This is a genomic window from Acidovorax sp. 69 (assembly GCF_002797445.1).
Lineage (GTDB): Bacteria > Pseudomonadota > Gammaproteobacteria > Burkholderiales > Burkholderiaceae_C > Acidovorax.
Genome location: NZ_PGEP01000001.1, coordinates 2,130,753 through 2,146,409 on the forward strand (window position 1 = coordinate 2,130,753; position 15,657 = coordinate 2,146,409).

A 15,657-nucleotide genomic window follows, 5' to 3' on the forward strand; every position below is an offset into this window, starting at 1 on the left:
TTTCTTTCCCTGTTTTCGTTCAGTTTTTCCATGTCCAGTATCCAGGTTCGTCCCGCCACGCTTCGCGATGCCAAAGCCATTGCCCAGATCCACACCGTCTCTGCCCAAGAGGTCTACAAAGGACTGGTGCCAGACGAGCAGTTGAAATCCATGTCAGTCGAAAAGCGCCAGGCCTACTGGCGCGAGGCCATTGAATATTGTGAGCCCCAGGTCCAGGTGGCCATTGACGGTGAAAAGATCGTCGGCTTTGTGGGCTACGACCGCTCGCGCGATGAGAAGTCCCGCCCCACCACCGGTGAAATCTGGGCGATCTATGCAGCCCCCACCCATTGGAACCAAGGCGTTGGCCTGGCCCTGTGGGATGCCGCCCGCGACGGTTTGCACGAAGAAGGCTGCACCAACGTCACTGCGTGGGTGCCGCTGCGCAATGAACGCGCCATCCGGTTCCATGAAATGGCCGGCTTCAAGCGCGAGCTGTCTACTGCCAAGACGGCGGTGATTGGTGGCGTGAAGATCGAAGAAGTGCGCCTGAAGCGCCCCATCAACGCATAAGGCACACGATGATCGAATGGAGCCGCCAGGGCCAGATACAACAAGCCCAGTGGCGCTCCGAGAGCGGTGCCCCGGCCCCGCGACGGGTCGTCACTGCCGATGACACCCTGGCCGCAGATACGGCTTACCGCATGGCCTGTGAAGGCACGGGCCTGTTGTGGCAGGGTGACTTTCAGAATGCGCGCATGCTGCTTCAGGCGCTCATGCGCCGGGTCGATGCCAAGACCGGCAAGCACCGCAAGGCAGCCGCCAAGGCCGTCCAGAAAGCAGCCGTGGCCACGCCCTCCGAAGCGTTTCATCTGCATCGACAGGCGCAGGCTCAGCGGGCACGCGTGCTGGCTGCGGTTTTGATTCCGCTGGAAGGCGACTACAGCATTCCATTGCGCCGTGCGCCGGATTGGCGCGAGGCCTGCACACAAGCCTGGGGTCCTGCCACGGGTGAGCCTTGCGTGGCCACGCTGCGTGAGTTGCTGGGTTTGGTTGGTGCCTACGAGTGGCGCAAGAAAGGGGTGGAGGTGGCCGCGCTGGGCGCCCCCCCGCGCAACCGGATTCATCCGTACTACGGCGTTTTCTCACCGGTGCGCGGTGAGTATGTGGATCTGGTTGCCACCACGGATCTGCCCAGCAAAGCGCTGGCTTTTGACATTGGCGTGGGCACGGGCGTATTGTCGGCCGTGCTTGTGCGCCGTGGTGTGCAGCAGGTGGTTGCCACCGACCAAGACCCACGGGCCCTGGCCTGTGCGCACGACAACCTTCAACGCCTGGGCGTTTTGTCTCAGGTCGAGCTGCAGCAGGCGAACCTGTTTCCGCCGGGTCGCGCGCCGCTGGTGGTGTGTAACCCGCCCTGGGTGCCCGCGCGTGCCAGCTCGCCCATTGAGCATGCGGTGTACGACGAGGGCAGCCGCATGCTGCGTGGGTTTATTGCGGGTTTGGTCGAGCATCTGGAGCCTGGAGGCGAAGGTTGGCTGATCCTTTCGGATCTGGCTGAGCACCTGGGTTTGCGCCCCCGCGAGCAGTTGCTGGGCTGGATTGCCGATGCAGGCTTGGTGGTCCGCGGGCGACACGATGTCAAGCCGGCACATGCCAAGGCCGCCGATGCCGGGGATGCGCTGCACGCGGCGCGTGCCGCAGAGGTGACTTCTTTGTGGCGATTGGCCGCGGCCTAGCGGCCCACAACCGACGTTTGTGCGGTGCCTGGAGCCACGGCGCTCTGGAAGTGCCATGCCGTGGTTGTCCCGCCTGATCGCGTCCTAGTCAAGCAGGGCTGGCTGGGTGTGTGCGAAAGCGCCATAGGTGGCTTCTGATACGGTGGGGAGCAGTTGCTCCAGCCGTTCACGCAGGCTGGCGGAACGCTCGGCTCCTGCGGCCAGGGCGACTTCCTCGAACATGGCGTCACCCACATCCAGCATGCTCGTGCGGTCCTTGGCTCCGCGCAGGGCTTCTCGAAAGTGCTGCGCCAGCACAGGGTCACGGCGTGAAAAAAGCCGCTCGCAAGTGTCGAAAAGGTACATGCGCGCCCCCGCGAGCGAGCGCAGGGATTCGCCCGGCTCAGGCCGCAGCAAGGCGGGCACTGGGCTTGATGTTCGGGTGGGCGACGCTGTATCGGTAACGGTTGCTGCGCCATCGACAGGGAGATCGGCAGGCCCCGTCAGGTAGCCTTGTCGCATGAGGTTCTCGACGATTTGCGCCCCGATACCGTTGTACATGGCTTGCAGGGCGGACAGTGGCTTGCCATCGGCCAACAGAAGCAGAGAGCGCTCTCGCAGGCTCAGGGTGCGGACACCCGGTGAGAGTTCAAGGCGGGCTTTTTCGGTTTTTTGCAGCAGCATGGGCGCCTCAGGTCACGGGTGAATGCCCGCTATTGCAGCGGGCTGCCATGACGCCGTGATGACCCTTTGCCGCACAATGCCGGGTGGCGTTCGGTTGCTCCCCGGTGTGCGGCTGTGATTGCTATATATTTAATAGCTGTTGGCGCTTTTAAAACAAGCGCCTCGACCTGTTTTGCTTCATGCGTCTGCGAATGGGAACGACCTGCAGCGCCCGGCTCCCAGACACCACTTTGACCGTTCCATTGCGATGACCCTGCTGCTTGCCCCCATGGAAGGGCTTTTGGATTTTGTGCTGCGCGACGTTCTGACCCGTGTCGGCGGTGTGGACCGTTGTGTCTCTGAGTTCATTCGCATCACTGGCACGCTGTTGCCCGACAAGGTTTTTTTGCGCTATGTGCCCGAGTTGCAGCATGGCAGCCGCACGCTGGCGGGCGTGCCCGTGCGGGCACAGTTGCTGGGCTCGGACCCGGTCTGCATGGCCGAGAACGCCGCGCGCCTGTCCGCGCTAGGTCCCGAGGGGATTGATCTGAACTTCGGTTGTCCTGCCAAGGTGGTCAATCGCCATGGTGGGGGTGCGGCCCTGTTGCAGGAGCCCGAGCGCATCGTGGCCGTGGTGGCAGCGGTGCGGCGCGCTGTGCCAGCGCACCTGCCGGTATCGGCCAAGATGAGACTGGGGTTTAACGACACGCACCTGATGCGTGAATGCGCGCAGGCCATGCAGGCAGGCGGTGCCTCCGAACTGGTGGTGCACGCGCGCACCAAGGCCGATGGCTATCGCGCACCTGCGTACTGGGAGCACATCCCCGCGATCCGTGCGGCCGTGAGCATCCCGGTGGTGGCCAATGGCGAGATCTGGACGGTGGCCGATGCGCATCGTTGCCGGGAGGTGTCGGGCTGTGATGCCCTCATGTTGGGGCGCGGCATGGTGGCTGACCCAGGGCTGGCTCGCGCCATCCGATCAGCCGATGCCGGACAACCCGGCTCGGACGCCGTGGGATGGCGCGATCTGATCCCCCATCTGGTTGCCTTCTGGCAATTGGTGTGTGTTGACCTGGAGCCGCGCCAGCGTGCCGGGCGACTGAAACAGTGGCTCAACCTGCTGCGCAGACGCTTTAGTGAGGCCGAGGCGGCCTACCAGCATGTGCGCACGATGACGGACCAGCGCGCGATCACCGTCTGGGTGGCTGCGTTGCAAGCCGAGGCCTGAAGCGGCGGCAGCGGGGCTGCATACCGGGTCTGCCAACGGGCTTCCGTGTGCCCGGGAGGCTTACAAGAGGTGGTCGGGAGCGAGGGGGCCCAGTAACTGCAGCATCAGGCGCAAAGGGGCGCTGGCATCGGGTTCGCTTGTGGCGTCGGAAAGGCCACTGCCATGGGGTGCGCGCCACACGATGCCGTTGTCGGTCAGCTGCACCTGCCACGCGGCATCTCGCAAGGCTGCCTCGATTTGTGCGGTGGCCCGCCGGGACAGCTCTGTACTGTGAATCAACAGCGCAACTTCAGTGTTCTGCCGCTGCGAGCGAATGTCCAGATTCATGGAACCGACCGCGAGCAGGCGACCGTCCATGATCAGCAGCTTGGAGTGCAGCATGGCGCGCGAGCTGCCCGAGGAGCCCGTGCCCCCCATGCTGCCGGTGGAGCCGAGGGCGCCACGCAGCATTCCGGTGAGCTCACTGCGCATTTCATACAGTTCAACACCCATGGTCAGCAGAGCAGGGCGGTGCCGTGCATAGCCTGCGTGCGCAATGGGTGCGTCGTTGGAAGCCAGTGAGTTGGTGAGTACCCGAACACGCACACCGCGTGCACGCGCTGCGGCAAAGGCGCGCTTCATGTCGGGCCCCGGTACAAAGTACGGCGAGATGATGAGCAGGTCGCGTCGCGCCTGGCCCATGAGTTGGAGCAATCCGTCCACCACCGTGTCGGTTGGGGCGTCGACCGCTTCGCTAGCCTGCGAGCGGATGTTCTTGCCCGTGCCGCTGGGTTTGGCAGAGGAAGAGGGCGCAGGCGCGGTGGTGGATTCCGCTGGGGCTGGGGTCAGTGAGGCTCCTGCAGTCGGTGCCCGAGGCCCCCGCAATGTTGCCGCGACTTGGGTGGATTGGGCAGGGAGGTTGGGGGGCAGCGCGGTAGCGGATGCGCCATCAGGCGGAATCTTGGCGGGCTTGTCCACAAGCACAGCGGCTGGTGCCCAGACAAAAGGGACCTTTTCAAGGTCCATGGGTTCGTAGTTCCAGATCCGTGCACGCTGAGCGGCCGTAGTCCGTTGCCCGTCGCTGGAGGGGGTTGTGTATCTGGCGCTGGGGCACCCCCCTGTCCCGCACTGCGCTCGCGTTGCACCGCGTCAGAGGCGCGAATGTTTTTGCGCAGGTTATCGAGTTCATCGCGCGTGACAAGCGACTGAACCGGGTAGGCGCGTTCGTTGTTCCAATAGCTGTCAAAGCTGCGCGATAGCTCCTGCACGATGGGCCCTGCGGCCAGCACGTCCAGGTCTACAAAGTTGCCGGAATCAGAGTTCCCAAAATAGGCATCGCCCAGATTGCGTCCCCCTGCCACGCCCATCGCGTTGTCGGCAATGAAAAGCTTGTTGTGCATGCGCTGCTGCACACGTGCAAAGTCGCCCAGCAGGCTGAACATGCGGCCCAAGGACGACCCCCGCGCACCCGTGAGCGGGTTGAACATGCGCATCTCGATGTTGGGCACGAAGGCCAGTCGCATCACCTGCGCGTCGCGTCCGGTGCTGTGAAAATCGTCCAGCAGCACGCGCACGCGCACCCCCCGTTGGGCGGCGGCCACCACACTGAGCAACAGACGTTCACTGCTCGCATCGGCGTGGATGGCGTAGTACTGCAGGTCCAGCGTCTTCTGCGCTGCGTCCACCAAAGCCAGGCGGCTGCTGTATGCCGCTTGCGGCCCACTCAGCAATACAAACCCCGAGGGTTGTCTCGCCCCCTGGGCCGCTCTGCGCGCCGTGACTAACTGGCCCAGCGCTGTGTCGCTGGGGGCTTGCAAGGCGATGGTGACGGGTCGGTCCACATCTTTGGGCAAGCCCGTGCAGCCCCCCATGGCCATTGCAGCAACCATGGCGATGGCCAGCCCAGCGCGGCGAGTGGCCGCCGATACAAGGACGGTGGATGTGGGCAGGTAAGCCATGGTGCGATTGTGACCTTGGAGTTGTCAGGAGCAGGTGCTCGGAGCCTGCGCAAAGGCATTTCATGGAGTCTGATACCCCCAGAACGGCGGCAGGTGCACTGCTGCGCATGGCCCAAGCCGCAGTCGGACCAGCGACCCAGCGAGGATTTGCGACGCTGCAGACACTGCCTTTTCGGCGCAGCCCTTCGGGCAAGGCAGCCGGCAACCGGTAACCGCACCCGGTGTTGTACACATTGCCCAGGCCACTTGCCTGAACGCTGACGCGGGCCTAGGTCGCAGCGGCTGGCTTCCTAGTGAGCACCATGGAATGACATTGAACAGGCGCTAAGGTACATCCGTGAACAGTCCTCGCCTGTCGGACGAAGCTCCAATCCGCGGGAGTTGCAGGCGGAAATGAACGCACTTGGAGTACATGGTCTTGGCGCTGGGCGCTGGCCAACCTCACCAGCTCACTTCGCGGTCTGGTGTGGCACTGATCTTGTGAATGGACAGGTCGGCCCCGTCGAACTCTTCTTCTTGCGTGAGCCGCAGGCCGACGGTTTTCTTGAGGATGCCGTACACGATGGTGCCGCCCATCACGGCCCATGCCACCCCCAGGCCTGTGCCGATGAGTTGTGCCGATAGGCTGACGCCACCCAAGCCACCCAATGCCTTGCTACCGAAGATGCCCGCGGCCAGCCCGCCCCAGGTGCCGCACAGGCCATGCAGGGGCCAGACTCCCAGCACATCGTCGATCTTCCACTTGTTCTGGGTGAGCGTGAACATCAGTACAAAAATGGCACCTGCCACGGCCCCCACCACCAGCGCACCCAAAGGGTGCATCAGGTCCGAACCCGCGCAGACGGCCACCAGTCCGGCCAGTGGACCGTTGTGCACGAAGCCAGGATCGTTTTTGCCCAGCAGCAACGCAGCCAGCGTGCCTCCCACCATGGCCATGAGCGAGTTGACCGCCACCAGGCCTGAGAGCTTGTCCAGGGACTGTGCGCTCATCACGTTGAAGCCAAACCAGCCCACCACGAGCACCCACGCTCCCAGCGCCAGAAAGGGAATGTTTGACGGTGGGTGCGCGGAAATCGCGCCGTCCTTGCGGTAGCGGTTGGCGCGCGATCCCAGCAGAATCACGGCAGGCAGTGCGATCCATCCGCCCATGGCGTGCACCACCACCGAGCCTGCAAAATCATGAAATTCCTCCCCGGCGACGGCTTTGATCCAGGCTTGCACACCGAAATGCTGGTTCCAGGCAATGCCTTCAAAAAAAGGGTATACAAAGCCCACGATGACGGCCGTGGCCATGAGTTGCGGCCAGAACTTGGCTCTCTCCGCAATTCCGCCCGACACGATGGCCGGTATCGCGGCTGCAAACGTTAGCAAGAAGAAGAACTTGACCAGCGCATAGCCACTTTGCTGCACCAGCGATTCCGCCCCCATGAAAAAGTGCGTGCCATACGCCACGCTGTACCCCACCACAAAGTAAACGACGGTGGATACTGAGAAATCCACCAATATTTTCACCAGCGCATTCACCTGGTTCTTTTTGCGGACCGTGCCCAGCTCCAGAAAGGCGAAACCTGCATGCATGGCCAACACCATGATGGCCCCGAGCAGAATGAACAAGGCATCCATGCCCTGTTTGAGTGCATCCATAACATCCTCGCGCTTGTGATTGATTGATTCTGGTGCGTTGTGAGTGTTTGCAACAGATTTGCACCAATATAAGCAAAATTTGTGCCTGCTATTGGTGCGAAAATTTGCACCAATCTGGAGCGTTGTCGCTGGGTGTTGGGCCGCTACCCGTTTCGATGACACCTTGTAAAGGCGGATTGTTAGCGTCAGTGCAATCGTGATCAGCAGTGCCAATCGAACTGGACTTCACCCGGTTCAATAGACACCTATCAAGGTCGAAATTGAATTGGAGAGTGAGAAATGAAGAGAGTGAGATACCCGGCTGAATTCAAGGCGGAAGCCGTCAAGCAGGTGACCGAGCGTGGTCATGGGGTAGTGGATGTAGCCAAGCGATTGGGTATGTCGGACAAAAGCCTGTACCTGTGGGTGCGGCTTGCCAAAGAGCAATCGAGTGCAGGGGGGCAGAAACAAGCCAACTCAAGGCCGAGGTATCCCGGCTAAAAGCGGAGCTCAAAAGGGCCAATGAGGAGCGTGACATCCTAAAAAAGGCCGCAACGTACTTTGCCAAGCTGTCCGTGTGAAGTACGCATTCATGGCCGAACACAAAGGCCAGTTCCGACTCAGCAGCATGTGCCGCGTTCTGCGCGTACAGCGCAGTGGCTACTACGCCTGGAAGGCCAATCCAAAGTCCAAACGCGCCTTGGCCGACGATGTCTTGCTGGCCAGCATCCGGCAGTCCTTTGACGACAGCCATGGAATTTATGGAAGCCCACGCATCCTGCGGGACTTGCGAGAGGACGGTGTGACATGCGGTCAAAAACGTGTAGCACGCCTGATGCGCCAGGCCCAACTGCGCTCAGTGCGTGGTTACAAGCGGCCACGCTACCGGGTCGGCCTTCCTGCGACTGCCGCACCGAACCGGTTGCAACGTGAGTTCACGGTCACGCTACCGAACCAAGTCTGGGTCACCGACATTACCTATATCCGAACCCATGAGGGCTGGTTGTACCTGACGGCCGTTATTGACCTGTACTCGCGCATGGTGGTCGGCTGGTCGATGAACTCCAGCATGGCTACAGAGTTGGTGTTGGATGCGCTCACGATGGCTGTGTGGCGCAGGCGCCCAACGGGCCCCGTGATGATCCACTCCGACCAAGGAAGTCAGTTTGGCAGTGACGACTTCGCCCGCTGGTGCAAGGACAACCAATTGGTGCCAAGCATGAGCCGGCGTGGAAACTGTTGGGACAACGCGGTAGCAGAGTCCTTCTTCAGCAGCTTGAAGAAGGAGAGAATCAAACGCCGTATCTATGCCACCAGGCAAGATGCCAAGTCAGATGTGTTTGACTACATCGAAGGTTTTTACAATCGAATCCGTCGGCACAGTCACCTCGACCAACTGAGTCCGCTGGCATTCGAACAACTCCGAAACGGAAGTTGAAATATGTCTACGAAACCGGGTGAAGTCCAAGCTTGTTTGCGCGAAACAAAATGAAATAAACCGAAACTGCGTCGAGACGACGCGCAGCGAGCTATTCGGCACCATCAGGGGCATGTTCAACACCGTCCTCGAAAGGACTGCATCATGAAACCCTGGATCAAGAAAACCCTGATGGGCATTTTTGGCGCTTCCATTGCGGTAGGTGGTTTGACGGCCTGTTCCAGCAGTCACTCGCATCGGGGCCCGGTGAGTGCTGAGAAGATGGCGGAGATGCGTGCCAAGGTGGTCGAACGGGTCGGTAGCAAGTTGGATTTGAACGACGCGCAAAGGGCCAAGCTCAACGTCTTGGCTGACAAGATGGAGGCACAGCGTGCAGCATTCATTGGCACGACAGCAGACCCACGCGCGGAAATGCGGGCCATCGTCGCGGGCGAAAAATTTGACCGTGCGCGCGCGGAGACCTTGCTGGACGAGAAGACCCGTGCGGTGCAGACAAGCAGTCCTGAAGTGATTGGTGCGCTGGCCGATTTTTATGACAGCCTCAACCCCGAGCAGCAGAACAAGGTGCGTGAGCTGATGCAGCGGCGCAAGGGCTGGCTGGCGCGCGGCTGATGGCGGGGTGCTTCACATGTCACCCACGCTGGAACCTATTCATCGCCTGGCGCAAGGCGTGCGCACGCATGGGTTAGCGCTGCTGGCCGGTATGCCCGACCCCCATGACGAACTGATGTCCCTGGTCTGGGGGCCGCGCTTTGACCGTGAGCATGCGCTGGAGCTGCTGGCCCGCCAGCCGGAAGCTGCGGTCCATACCTTGCCGGTCTTGCTCGCAGCTGCCGATCATTTCGATACGCTCCACGCCGGAGCCCAGGGTCGCTTGCGCCGGCTGATCGTGAGACATCGCGCATTGTGCGGGGCGGACGATTGCGTCGCCGGGACCATTGGCGGGATGAGCACCTGACGGTGTGAGAATTGCGCATGTATCGCATCCTGCTCATTGACGACGACGCACAGTTGGGCCCGCCGCTGGCCACCTATTTTCAGCGGTTCGAGCTGGAGTTGATCCACGCTCTCAAGCCCAGCGATGGGCTGACACAACTGGGTGGAGGGGGCTTTGATGCCGCCATTCTGGATGTCATGCTGCCTGAGATGGATGGGTTCGAACTGTGCCGCACCATCCGTAAGCAGGGTGACCTGCCCATCGTGATGCTCACAGCACGCGGCGAAGTGATGGACCGGGTTGTCGGGCTGGAGTTGGGGGCGGACGACTATCTGCCCAAGCCCTTTGAACCGCGCGAGCTGGTGGCACGCTTGCAGACCGTGTTGCGCCGGCGGCGGGCGCCAGGGCAGGGCGCCGCCGCAGGTTCGCTGGAATTTGAAGGATTGACCATCGACCACGCCCGCCGCAGCGTGCTGCGCCAGGGGGTGGTCGTGGAGCTGACGGGGACCGAGTTTGACCTGCTGCACCTATTGGCCCGGGAGCCTGGCAAGGTGTTCAGCCGCGACGACATCCTGAACCAGTTGCGTGGCCATGAGGCCGAGCTGTACACCCGTGCTGTCGACATCGTGGTGAGTCGGCTGCGCAAGAAGCTGGAGCCACTCGACTGCATCAAGACGCTGCGCAATGCCGGTTATTCGTTGGCCTTGCGGCGGGCCGCACCATGAGGATTGGATCGACAGCCCAGGATCCAGACTGCCCGTGGCATCGCCGTGCGCGGCATGCGGTGGGGCACTCGCTGCGCATCCGCCTGGTGCTGGTGTTCATGGCATTGGCTGTGACGGTGGCGGTTACTTTCATGGGCGGGGTGCAAAAGGCTGTAGCGGTGGGGTGGCGTGAGGCAGCCCGCCCGCTGCTGATGGACTATGTGGACCGGCTCACCGCCGAGATTGGCAGTCCGCCGAGCATCGAACGTGCGCAGGCCATTGCCAACCGCTTGCCCGTCACGCTGCGCATCGACGGCCCGCAGATTCATTGGGCTTCCCATCCTGACCAACCGCGCCCGGATTGGATGAGCGACAAGTTTCGCAAGGAGGATCGCTGGGCAGGTGATGAGAGCGGGCACAGCTTGCTGCAGCGCACCACGGCGGATGGACACCACATCGAGTTCGGTTTGAATGCGCTGTCCTGGGATAAGCGCCCACGCATTGCCTGGGGCACGCTGACGGTGTTGCTGCTGCTGACCGCGTTGGCTTACGTGTATGTGCGTCATCTGCTGCGCCCGCTGGACGATATCCGCCGAGGGGCCCAACGTTTTGGCGACGGTAACTTTGCCCAATCTATCCCGGTGCGGCATGCCCATCGGCCTGACGAATTGGGGCAACTCGCGGCCACCATCAACACCATGGGGGATGACATACACCAGATGCTGGAGGCCAAGCGCGCGTTGTTGCTTGCCATGAGCCACGAGCTGCGCAGCCCGCTGACCCGCGCCCGGTTGAACACCGAACTACTGCCCGAGACCGCCGACATCCAAACCCAGCGGCTGGCCCTGATGCGGGATCTGGGCGAGATGGCAGGTCTCATCACCGACCTGCTGGAGAGCGAACGCTTGGCCGGGCGCCATGCCGCTTTGCACCGGGAGCCTACGGACATGGCAGAGTTGGCGCGGGAGGTGGTGGCAGAGCTGTGTTCCCGCCACCCCGGCGCGGCCGATATTGTGCTGCAGGTGCCACAAGGCCTGCCCACGGTCAGGCTTGATCGCTCACGCCTGCGGCTGCTGCTGCGCAACTTGCTGGACAACAGCCTGCGCCACAGTGACTCCGGCGCATTTCCCCCCGAGTTGCACCTGCGACTGGCGGACGATGGGCGCGTGATCGAACTGGAAGTGCGCGATCACGGCAGGGGGGTGCCTCCCGAGCACCTGCCCCATTTGGCGCAGGCGTTCTACCGCCCAGACACCGCGCGCCAGCGCACCACCGGCGGCGTGGGGCTGGGGTTGTATTTGTGTCGCCTGGTCGCCCAGGCGCACGACGGCCAGTTGCACGTGCGCAATGCCGAGCCCGGCCTGTCGGTCACCGTGCGTCTGCCCATTGTGGAATGAGTCGCCTGCAGGCGGCATAGACAGGTTGCACGATGCTCGCTGCCGCCGCACCGTGCTGCGTCTGCTCCCCCGTGTTGGCAAATGCACAGGCTTGGTGCAAATGCTGCTTTGGGCCGCAATGGGGCGACCAGCGTATGGGGCGGCAATTTTTACGCCAAATTGATCTCTAGCGCTTATTGATAAAGCGCGGGCAGCTATCAATATGGAAGCGATTGAGGTTCGAAGGCTGGGCGCCATCGCGGCTTTCCATGCCTGGCCTCGTTTTTGCTCTTGTCGAGTACCTCGCTTAATGACCAGGCTTTGCAGGTGTTTACCCTGTATATACAGGTATGCTGCAAATGTCATCATGGCGACCGGAACGCAGGTGCGGACCGGCTGGGGTGGTACTTTCTTCAAACAGGAGCAGATGATGACTCGATCGGTTGTGAAATGGACGTCGCTGGCAGCGGCTGCGGCATGTGCATTGGTTCTGGCCGCACCAGCCCAGGCGCAAGACACCAAGATAGTGTTGGGCATGTCGGGCTGGACCGGTTTTGCACCCCTCACGCTGGCAGACAAGGCTGGCATCTTCAAGAAGAACGGCCTGGATGTGGAGATCAAGATGATTCCGCAGAAGGACCGCCACCTGGCCCTGGCCTCCAAATCCATCCAGTGCGCCGCCACCACTGTCGAGACGCATGTGGCCTGGAACGCCAATGGCGTGCCCATCGTGCAGATCTTCCAGATGGACAAGTCTTTTGGTGCTGACGGCATCGCAGTGCGTGGCGACATCAAGGGCTTTGCCGACCTCAAGGGCAAGACCATTGGCGTGGATGCGCCCGGCACCGCGCCGTACTTCGGCCTGGCCTGGATGCTGAGCAAGAACGGCATGAGCCTCAAGGACGTGAAGACCACCACCCTGTCGCCCCAGGCGGCTGCGCAGGCCTTTGTGGCCGGCCAGAACGACGCCGCCATGACGTACGAGCCGTACCTCTCCACCGTGCGCGACAACCCTGCCGCAGGCAAAATTTTGGCCACTACGCTCGACTACCCCATGGTGATGGACACCGTGGGCTGCGACCCCACCTGGCTCAAGGCCAACGGCAAGGCTGCGCAGGCGCTGGCCAACTCGTACTTCCAGGCGCTCGACATGATCAAGGCCGACCCCACCAAGTCCAACGAGATCATGGGGGCCGCCGTCAAGCAGACGGGCGAGCAGTTTGCCAAGTCGTCGTCGTTCTTGCGCTGGCAAGACAAGGCCGCCAACCAGAAGTTCTTTGCGGGCGAACTGCAGACCTTCATGAAAGACGCCACGGCCATCTTGCTGGAGGCCGGCATCATCCGCAAGGCGAATGAAGACCTGGCCGTGACCTTCGACGCGAGCTTCATCAAGTAAAAGGAGCGGCCAACACAACGCTTTTGGCATCGCTGCTCCCTCTTGTCGTACCAACCGTACTGCCTGCGAGGAAGCGCCCAGCCATAACCGCTTCGCTGAGTTGTCTTGGCCACTCCCAATCACCAAAAAAAGAACGCGCCATGTCTGCTGTGCAACCCTTGTCCGTTACCGAACCCCACGCAACTGTGCGACGGCGTTCCCTGGCTCCACTGGAGCCTGTGAGCGCCCGTGCACGGTGGCTGCTGGGCTTTGGTTTTTTTGTGGTGTTCGTGCTGGTGTGGGCGTTCTTCACGCTGGGCGGCTTTGTGTCGCCCACCTTCCTCGCCAGCCCGGTGACCATGGCCAAGGAAGGCTGGTTGCTCTTTACTGAATACGGCTTTCACAAAGACATCGGCATGACGGTGTGGCGCGTTTTCGGCGGCTTCATTCTGGCCGCTGTGGTGGCCGTGCCGCTCGGTATTGCGATGGGCGCCTACAAGGGCATCGAGGCGTTCTTTGAGCCCTTTGTCTCGTTCTGCCGCTACCTGCCTGCGTCGGCGTTCATTCCGTTGCTCATCTTGTGGGCGGGCATTGGTGAGACGCAAAAGATCCTGGTGATCTTCATCGGCTCAGTCTTTCAGATCACGCTGATGGTGGCTGTGACGGTGGGCGGCGCGCGGCGCGATCTGGTGGAGGCCGCGTACACGCTGGGGGCGGGCCACAAGGGCATCGTCACGCGGGTGCTCATCCCCGGCGCTGCACCCGAGATCGCCGAGACGCTGCGCCTGGTGCTGGGCTGGGCTTGGACGTACGTCATCGTGGCCGAGCTGATCGGTTCCTCGAGCGGCATCGGCCACATGATCACCGACAGCCAGTCGCTGCTCAACACCGGCCAGATCATCTTCGGCATCATCATCATCGGCCTCATCGGGCTGGTGTCCGACTTCGCCTTCAAGGCGCTCAATCAACGTCTGTTTGCCTGGAGTTTTGTGCGATGAGCAGCGTATCCATTCAAGCTGTTTCGCGCGTCTTCGAGACCGCCAAGGGCCAGCGCACGCAGGCCTTGCAGCCGGTCGACTTTGAGGTGCGCGACAACGACTTTGTCACCATCCTTGGCCCTTCGGGCTGCGGCAAATCCACCCTGTTGCGCATCGTGGCGGGGCTGGATCACGCCACCAGCGGCCGCGTGCTGCTCGATGGTGCGCCGGTCGAAGGCCCGGGCCCCGAGCGCGGCATGGTGTTCCAGAGCTATACGCTGTTCCCCTGGCTCACCATTGAGCAGAACATTCGCTTCGGCCTGCGTGAGCGCGGCATGCCTGAAGCGCAGCAAAAAGAGCGCGCCGCGTACTTCATTGCCAAGGTGGGCCTGCGCGGCTTTGAACAGCACTTTCCCAAGCAGCTCTCGGGCGGCATGCAACAGCGCACCGCCATTGCGCGCGCGCTGGCCAACGACCCCAAGATTTTGCTGATGGACGAACCCTTTGGAGCCCTCGATAACCAGACCCGCGTGCTCATGCAAGAGCTGCTACTGGGCATCTGGGAAGCCGAGCGCAAGACCGTGCTGTTCGTCACCCATGACATCGACGAAGCCATCTTCATGGCCAACCGTGTGGCCGTGTTCAGCGCCCGGCCCGGCCGTATCAAGACCGAGCTGGCGGTGGACTTGCCCCACCCGCGCCATTACACGATCAAGACCAGCCCTGAGTTCATGGACCTCAAGGCGCGGTTGACTGAAGAGATCCGCGCCGAGTCCATGGCCGCTGACTTGCATTGAGCCTGACTGACTGCTTCCCACCATGAGCGCCCGTCCTTCCCGTCGCACTGCTGCCGCCACTGCACCCCGCAGTGCCCCGCCCGCCAAGGCCGGGGCAGCCGTGGCTGCGCCCGCGCAGGCGATGGCGCTGTACGAGCAGATCAAGGACCACATTTCCCGCAAGATCCAGGAAGGCATCTGGCGCGCGGGCGACCGCCTGCCGTCCGAGAACGAGCTGGTCACCCAGTTCGGCATCTCGCGCATGACGGTGAACCGCGCGCTGCGCGAACTGGTGGAGCAGGGCCGCATCGTGCGCGTGGCTGGTGTGGGCAGCTTTGTGGCCGAAGACAAGCCGCAGTCCACGCTGCTGCAGATTGCCAATTTGGCCAGCGAGATTCGCCAGCGCGGGCACGACTACCGCTGTGACGTACTGGCAGTGGAACGCATCTCCGCCACGCTGGAGGTGGCCGCCGCGCTGGACCTGCGCACTGGCGAGTCGGTGTTCCATTCACTGTGCATCCACCGCGAAGATGGCCTGCCCGTGCAACTGGAAGACCGCTACGTGAACCCGCGCCAGGTGCCCCAGTTCGCCGCGCAGGACTTCGCGCAGCTACAGCCCTCCGAATACCTGGTGCGCAACGTGCCCTTCGACCAGATCGAGCACGTGGTCGACGCCGTCATGCCCACTGCCGAGCAGGCCGCGCTGCTGGAGATGTCGCCGCAGGAGCCCTGCCTGCTGCTCACCCGCCGCACCTGGTCGCGCGGCGTACCCATCACCGTGGTGCGCTGCCTGCACCCCGCTACCCGCTACCGTTTGGGCAGCCGCTTCCGAGCCGACGGCAACCCCGTCGCTGGTTGATGGCTGTTGGTCAAAAGCCCCAGAATTTCTTTCGCTTGTACCTACTTGTATATACAGGATCAACGCC

13 protein-coding genes and 2 pseudogenes are annotated in these 15,657 nt (G+C 62.4%); 12 read left to right on the forward strand and 3 right to left on the reverse strand.

From position 1 onward, the window contains the following. Positions 1 to 30 precede the first annotated feature (30 nt). Together CLU85_RS09775 and CLU85_RS09780 are read left to right on the forward strand one after the other, a co-directional pair. Positions 31 to 552: a GNAT family N-acetyltransferase gene (locus CLU85_RS09775; RefSeq protein ID WP_100412471.1), complete on the forward strand. Its 522-nt coding sequence runs from the start codon at positions 31 to 33 to the stop codon at positions 550 to 552. Positions 553 to 560: 8 nt separating this feature from the next. Then, a complete protein-coding gene (locus CLU85_RS09780; protein ID WP_100410090.1) occupies positions 561 to 1,718 on the forward strand; it encodes a class I SAM-dependent methyltransferase in 1,158 nt (385 codons plus the stop codon). A gap of 84 nt (positions 1,719 to 1,802) precedes the next feature. Here the strand turns inward: CLU85_RS09780 and CLU85_RS09785 are convergent, their stop codons facing one another. After that, the gene (locus CLU85_RS09785) at positions 1,803 to 2,381 is read right to left on the reverse strand and encodes a hypothetical protein (protein ID WP_100410091.1); all 579 of its coding nucleotides are present in this window, start codon (positions 2,379 to 2,381) and stop codon (positions 1,803 to 1,805) included. Positions 2,382 to 2,628: 247 nt separating this feature from the next. On the opposite strand from CLU85_RS09785, the gene CLU85_RS09790 reads away from it, so the two are divergent. Then, entirely contained in the window at positions 2,629 to 3,588 is a 960-nt protein-coding gene (locus CLU85_RS09790; protein WP_100410092.1) for a tRNA-dihydrouridine synthase, read from the forward strand. Between the two features lie 60 nt (positions 3,589 to 3,648). Here CLU85_RS09790 and CLU85_RS23115 read toward each other — a convergent pair. Then, a pseudogene (locus CLU85_RS23115) lies at positions 3,649 to 5,525 on the reverse strand (phospholipase D-like domain-containing protein). A gap of 441 nt (positions 5,526 to 5,966) precedes the next feature. Continuing rightward, positions 5,967 to 7,169, reverse strand: a complete 1,203-nt coding sequence (locus CLU85_RS09800) for an ammonium transporter (protein ID WP_100410094.1) — start codon at positions 7,167 to 7,169, stop codon at positions 5,967 to 5,969. 279 nt (positions 7,170 to 7,448) lie between these two features. Here CLU85_RS09800 and CLU85_RS09805 point away from each other — a divergent pair. The 9 genes and pseudogenes from CLU85_RS09805 (at position 7,449) to hutC (ending at position 15,590) form a co-directional block, all read left to right on the forward strand. Further along, a pseudogene (locus tag CLU85_RS09805) lies at positions 7,449 to 8,586 on the forward strand (IS3 family transposase). Positions 8,587 to 8,730: 144 nt separating this feature from the next. Further along, positions 8,731 to 9,198, forward strand: a complete 468-nt coding sequence (locus tag CLU85_RS09810) for a Spy/CpxP family protein refolding chaperone (RefSeq protein ID WP_100410095.1) — start codon at positions 8,731 to 8,733, stop codon at positions 9,196 to 9,198. A 16-nt stretch (positions 9,199 to 9,214) separates the two neighbouring features. After that, positions 9,215 to 9,544, forward strand: a complete 330-nt coding sequence (locus CLU85_RS09815; RefSeq protein ID WP_100410096.1) for a hypothetical protein — start codon at positions 9,215 to 9,217, stop codon at positions 9,542 to 9,544. A gap of 17 nt (positions 9,545 to 9,561) precedes the next feature. Further along, positions 9,562 to 10,248 carry a response regulator transcription factor gene (locus CLU85_RS09820; RefSeq protein ID WP_100410097.1) on the forward strand — a complete coding sequence of 229 codons (687 nt, stop codon included), beginning with the start codon at positions 9,562 to 9,564 and terminating at the stop codon, positions 10,246 to 10,248. Continuing rightward, positions 10,245 to 11,624, forward strand: a complete 1,380-nt coding sequence (locus CLU85_RS09825; RefSeq protein WP_100410098.1) for a cell wall metabolism sensor histidine kinase WalK — start codon at positions 10,245 to 10,247, stop codon at positions 11,622 to 11,624. The genes CLU85_RS09820 and CLU85_RS09825 overlap by 4 nt, the downstream gene beginning before the upstream one ends. Before the next feature lie 409 nt (positions 11,625 to 12,033). Next, the gene (locus tag CLU85_RS09830) at positions 12,034 to 12,999 is read left to right on the forward strand and encodes an ABC transporter substrate-binding protein (protein ID WP_100412472.1); all 966 of its coding nucleotides are present in this window, start codon (positions 12,034 to 12,036) and stop codon (positions 12,997 to 12,999) included. Between the two features lie 140 nt (positions 13,000 to 13,139). Beyond that, the gene (locus tag CLU85_RS09835) at positions 13,140 to 13,976 is read left to right on the forward strand and encodes an ABC transporter permease (protein WP_100410099.1); all 837 of its coding nucleotides are present in this window, start codon (positions 13,140 to 13,142) and stop codon (positions 13,974 to 13,976) included. After that, positions 13,973 to 14,752 carry an ABC transporter ATP-binding protein gene (locus CLU85_RS09840; RefSeq protein WP_100410100.1) on the forward strand — a complete coding sequence of 260 codons (780 nt, stop codon included), beginning with the start codon at positions 13,973 to 13,975 and terminating at the stop codon, positions 14,750 to 14,752. The genes CLU85_RS09835 and CLU85_RS09840 overlap by 4 nt, the downstream gene beginning before the upstream one ends. A gap of 22 nt (positions 14,753 to 14,774) precedes the next feature. After that, entirely contained in the window at positions 14,775 to 15,590 is an 816-nt protein-coding gene (gene hutC, locus CLU85_RS09845; RefSeq protein ID WP_100410101.1) for a histidine utilization repressor, read from the forward strand. Positions 15,591 to 15,657 lie beyond the last annotated feature (67 nt).

Excerpts from the sequence above, each read along its gene's own strand:
- CLU85_RS09775 (WP_100412471.1), top strand. The coding sequence starts at position 31 with ATGTCCAGTATCCAGGTTCGTCCCGCCACGCTTCGCGATGCCAAAGCC.
- CLU85_RS09780 (WP_100410090.1), top strand. The coding sequence starts at position 561 with ATGATCGAATGGAGCCGCCAGGGCCAGATACAACAAGCCCAGTGGCGC.
- CLU85_RS09785 (WP_100410091.1), bottom strand. The coding sequence starts at position 2,381 with ATGCTGCTGCAAAAAACCGAAAAAGCCCGCCTTGAACTCTCACCGGGT.
- CLU85_RS09790 (WP_100410092.1), top strand. The coding sequence starts at position 2,629 with ATGACCCTGCTGCTTGCCCCCATGGAAGGGCTTTTGGATTTTGTGCTG.
- CLU85_RS09800 (WP_100410094.1), bottom strand. The coding sequence starts at position 7,169 with ATGGATGCACTCAAACAGGGCATGGATGCCTTGTTCATTCTGCTCGGG.
- CLU85_RS09810 (WP_100410095.1), top strand. The coding sequence starts at position 8,731 with ATGAAACCCTGGATCAAGAAAACCCTGATGGGCATTTTTGGCGCTTCC.
- CLU85_RS09815 (WP_100410096.1), top strand. The coding sequence starts at position 9,215 with ATGTCACCCACGCTGGAACCTATTCATCGCCTGGCGCAAGGCGTGCGC.
- CLU85_RS09820 (WP_100410097.1), top strand. The coding sequence starts at position 9,562 with ATGTATCGCATCCTGCTCATTGACGACGACGCACAGTTGGGCCCGCCG.
- CLU85_RS09825 (WP_100410098.1), top strand. The coding sequence starts at position 10,245 with ATGAGGATTGGATCGACAGCCCAGGATCCAGACTGCCCGTGGCATCGC.
- CLU85_RS09830 (WP_100412472.1), top strand. The coding sequence starts at position 12,034 with ATGACTCGATCGGTTGTGAAATGGACGTCGCTGGCAGCGGCTGCGGCA.
- CLU85_RS09835 (WP_100410099.1), top strand. The coding sequence starts at position 13,140 with ATGTCTGCTGTGCAACCCTTGTCCGTTACCGAACCCCACGCAACTGTG.
- CLU85_RS09840 (WP_100410100.1), top strand. The coding sequence starts at position 13,973 with ATGAGCAGCGTATCCATTCAAGCTGTTTCGCGCGTCTTCGAGACCGCC.
- hutC (WP_100410101.1), top strand. The coding sequence starts at position 14,775 with ATGAGCGCCCGTCCTTCCCGTCGCACTGCTGCCGCCACTGCACCCCGC.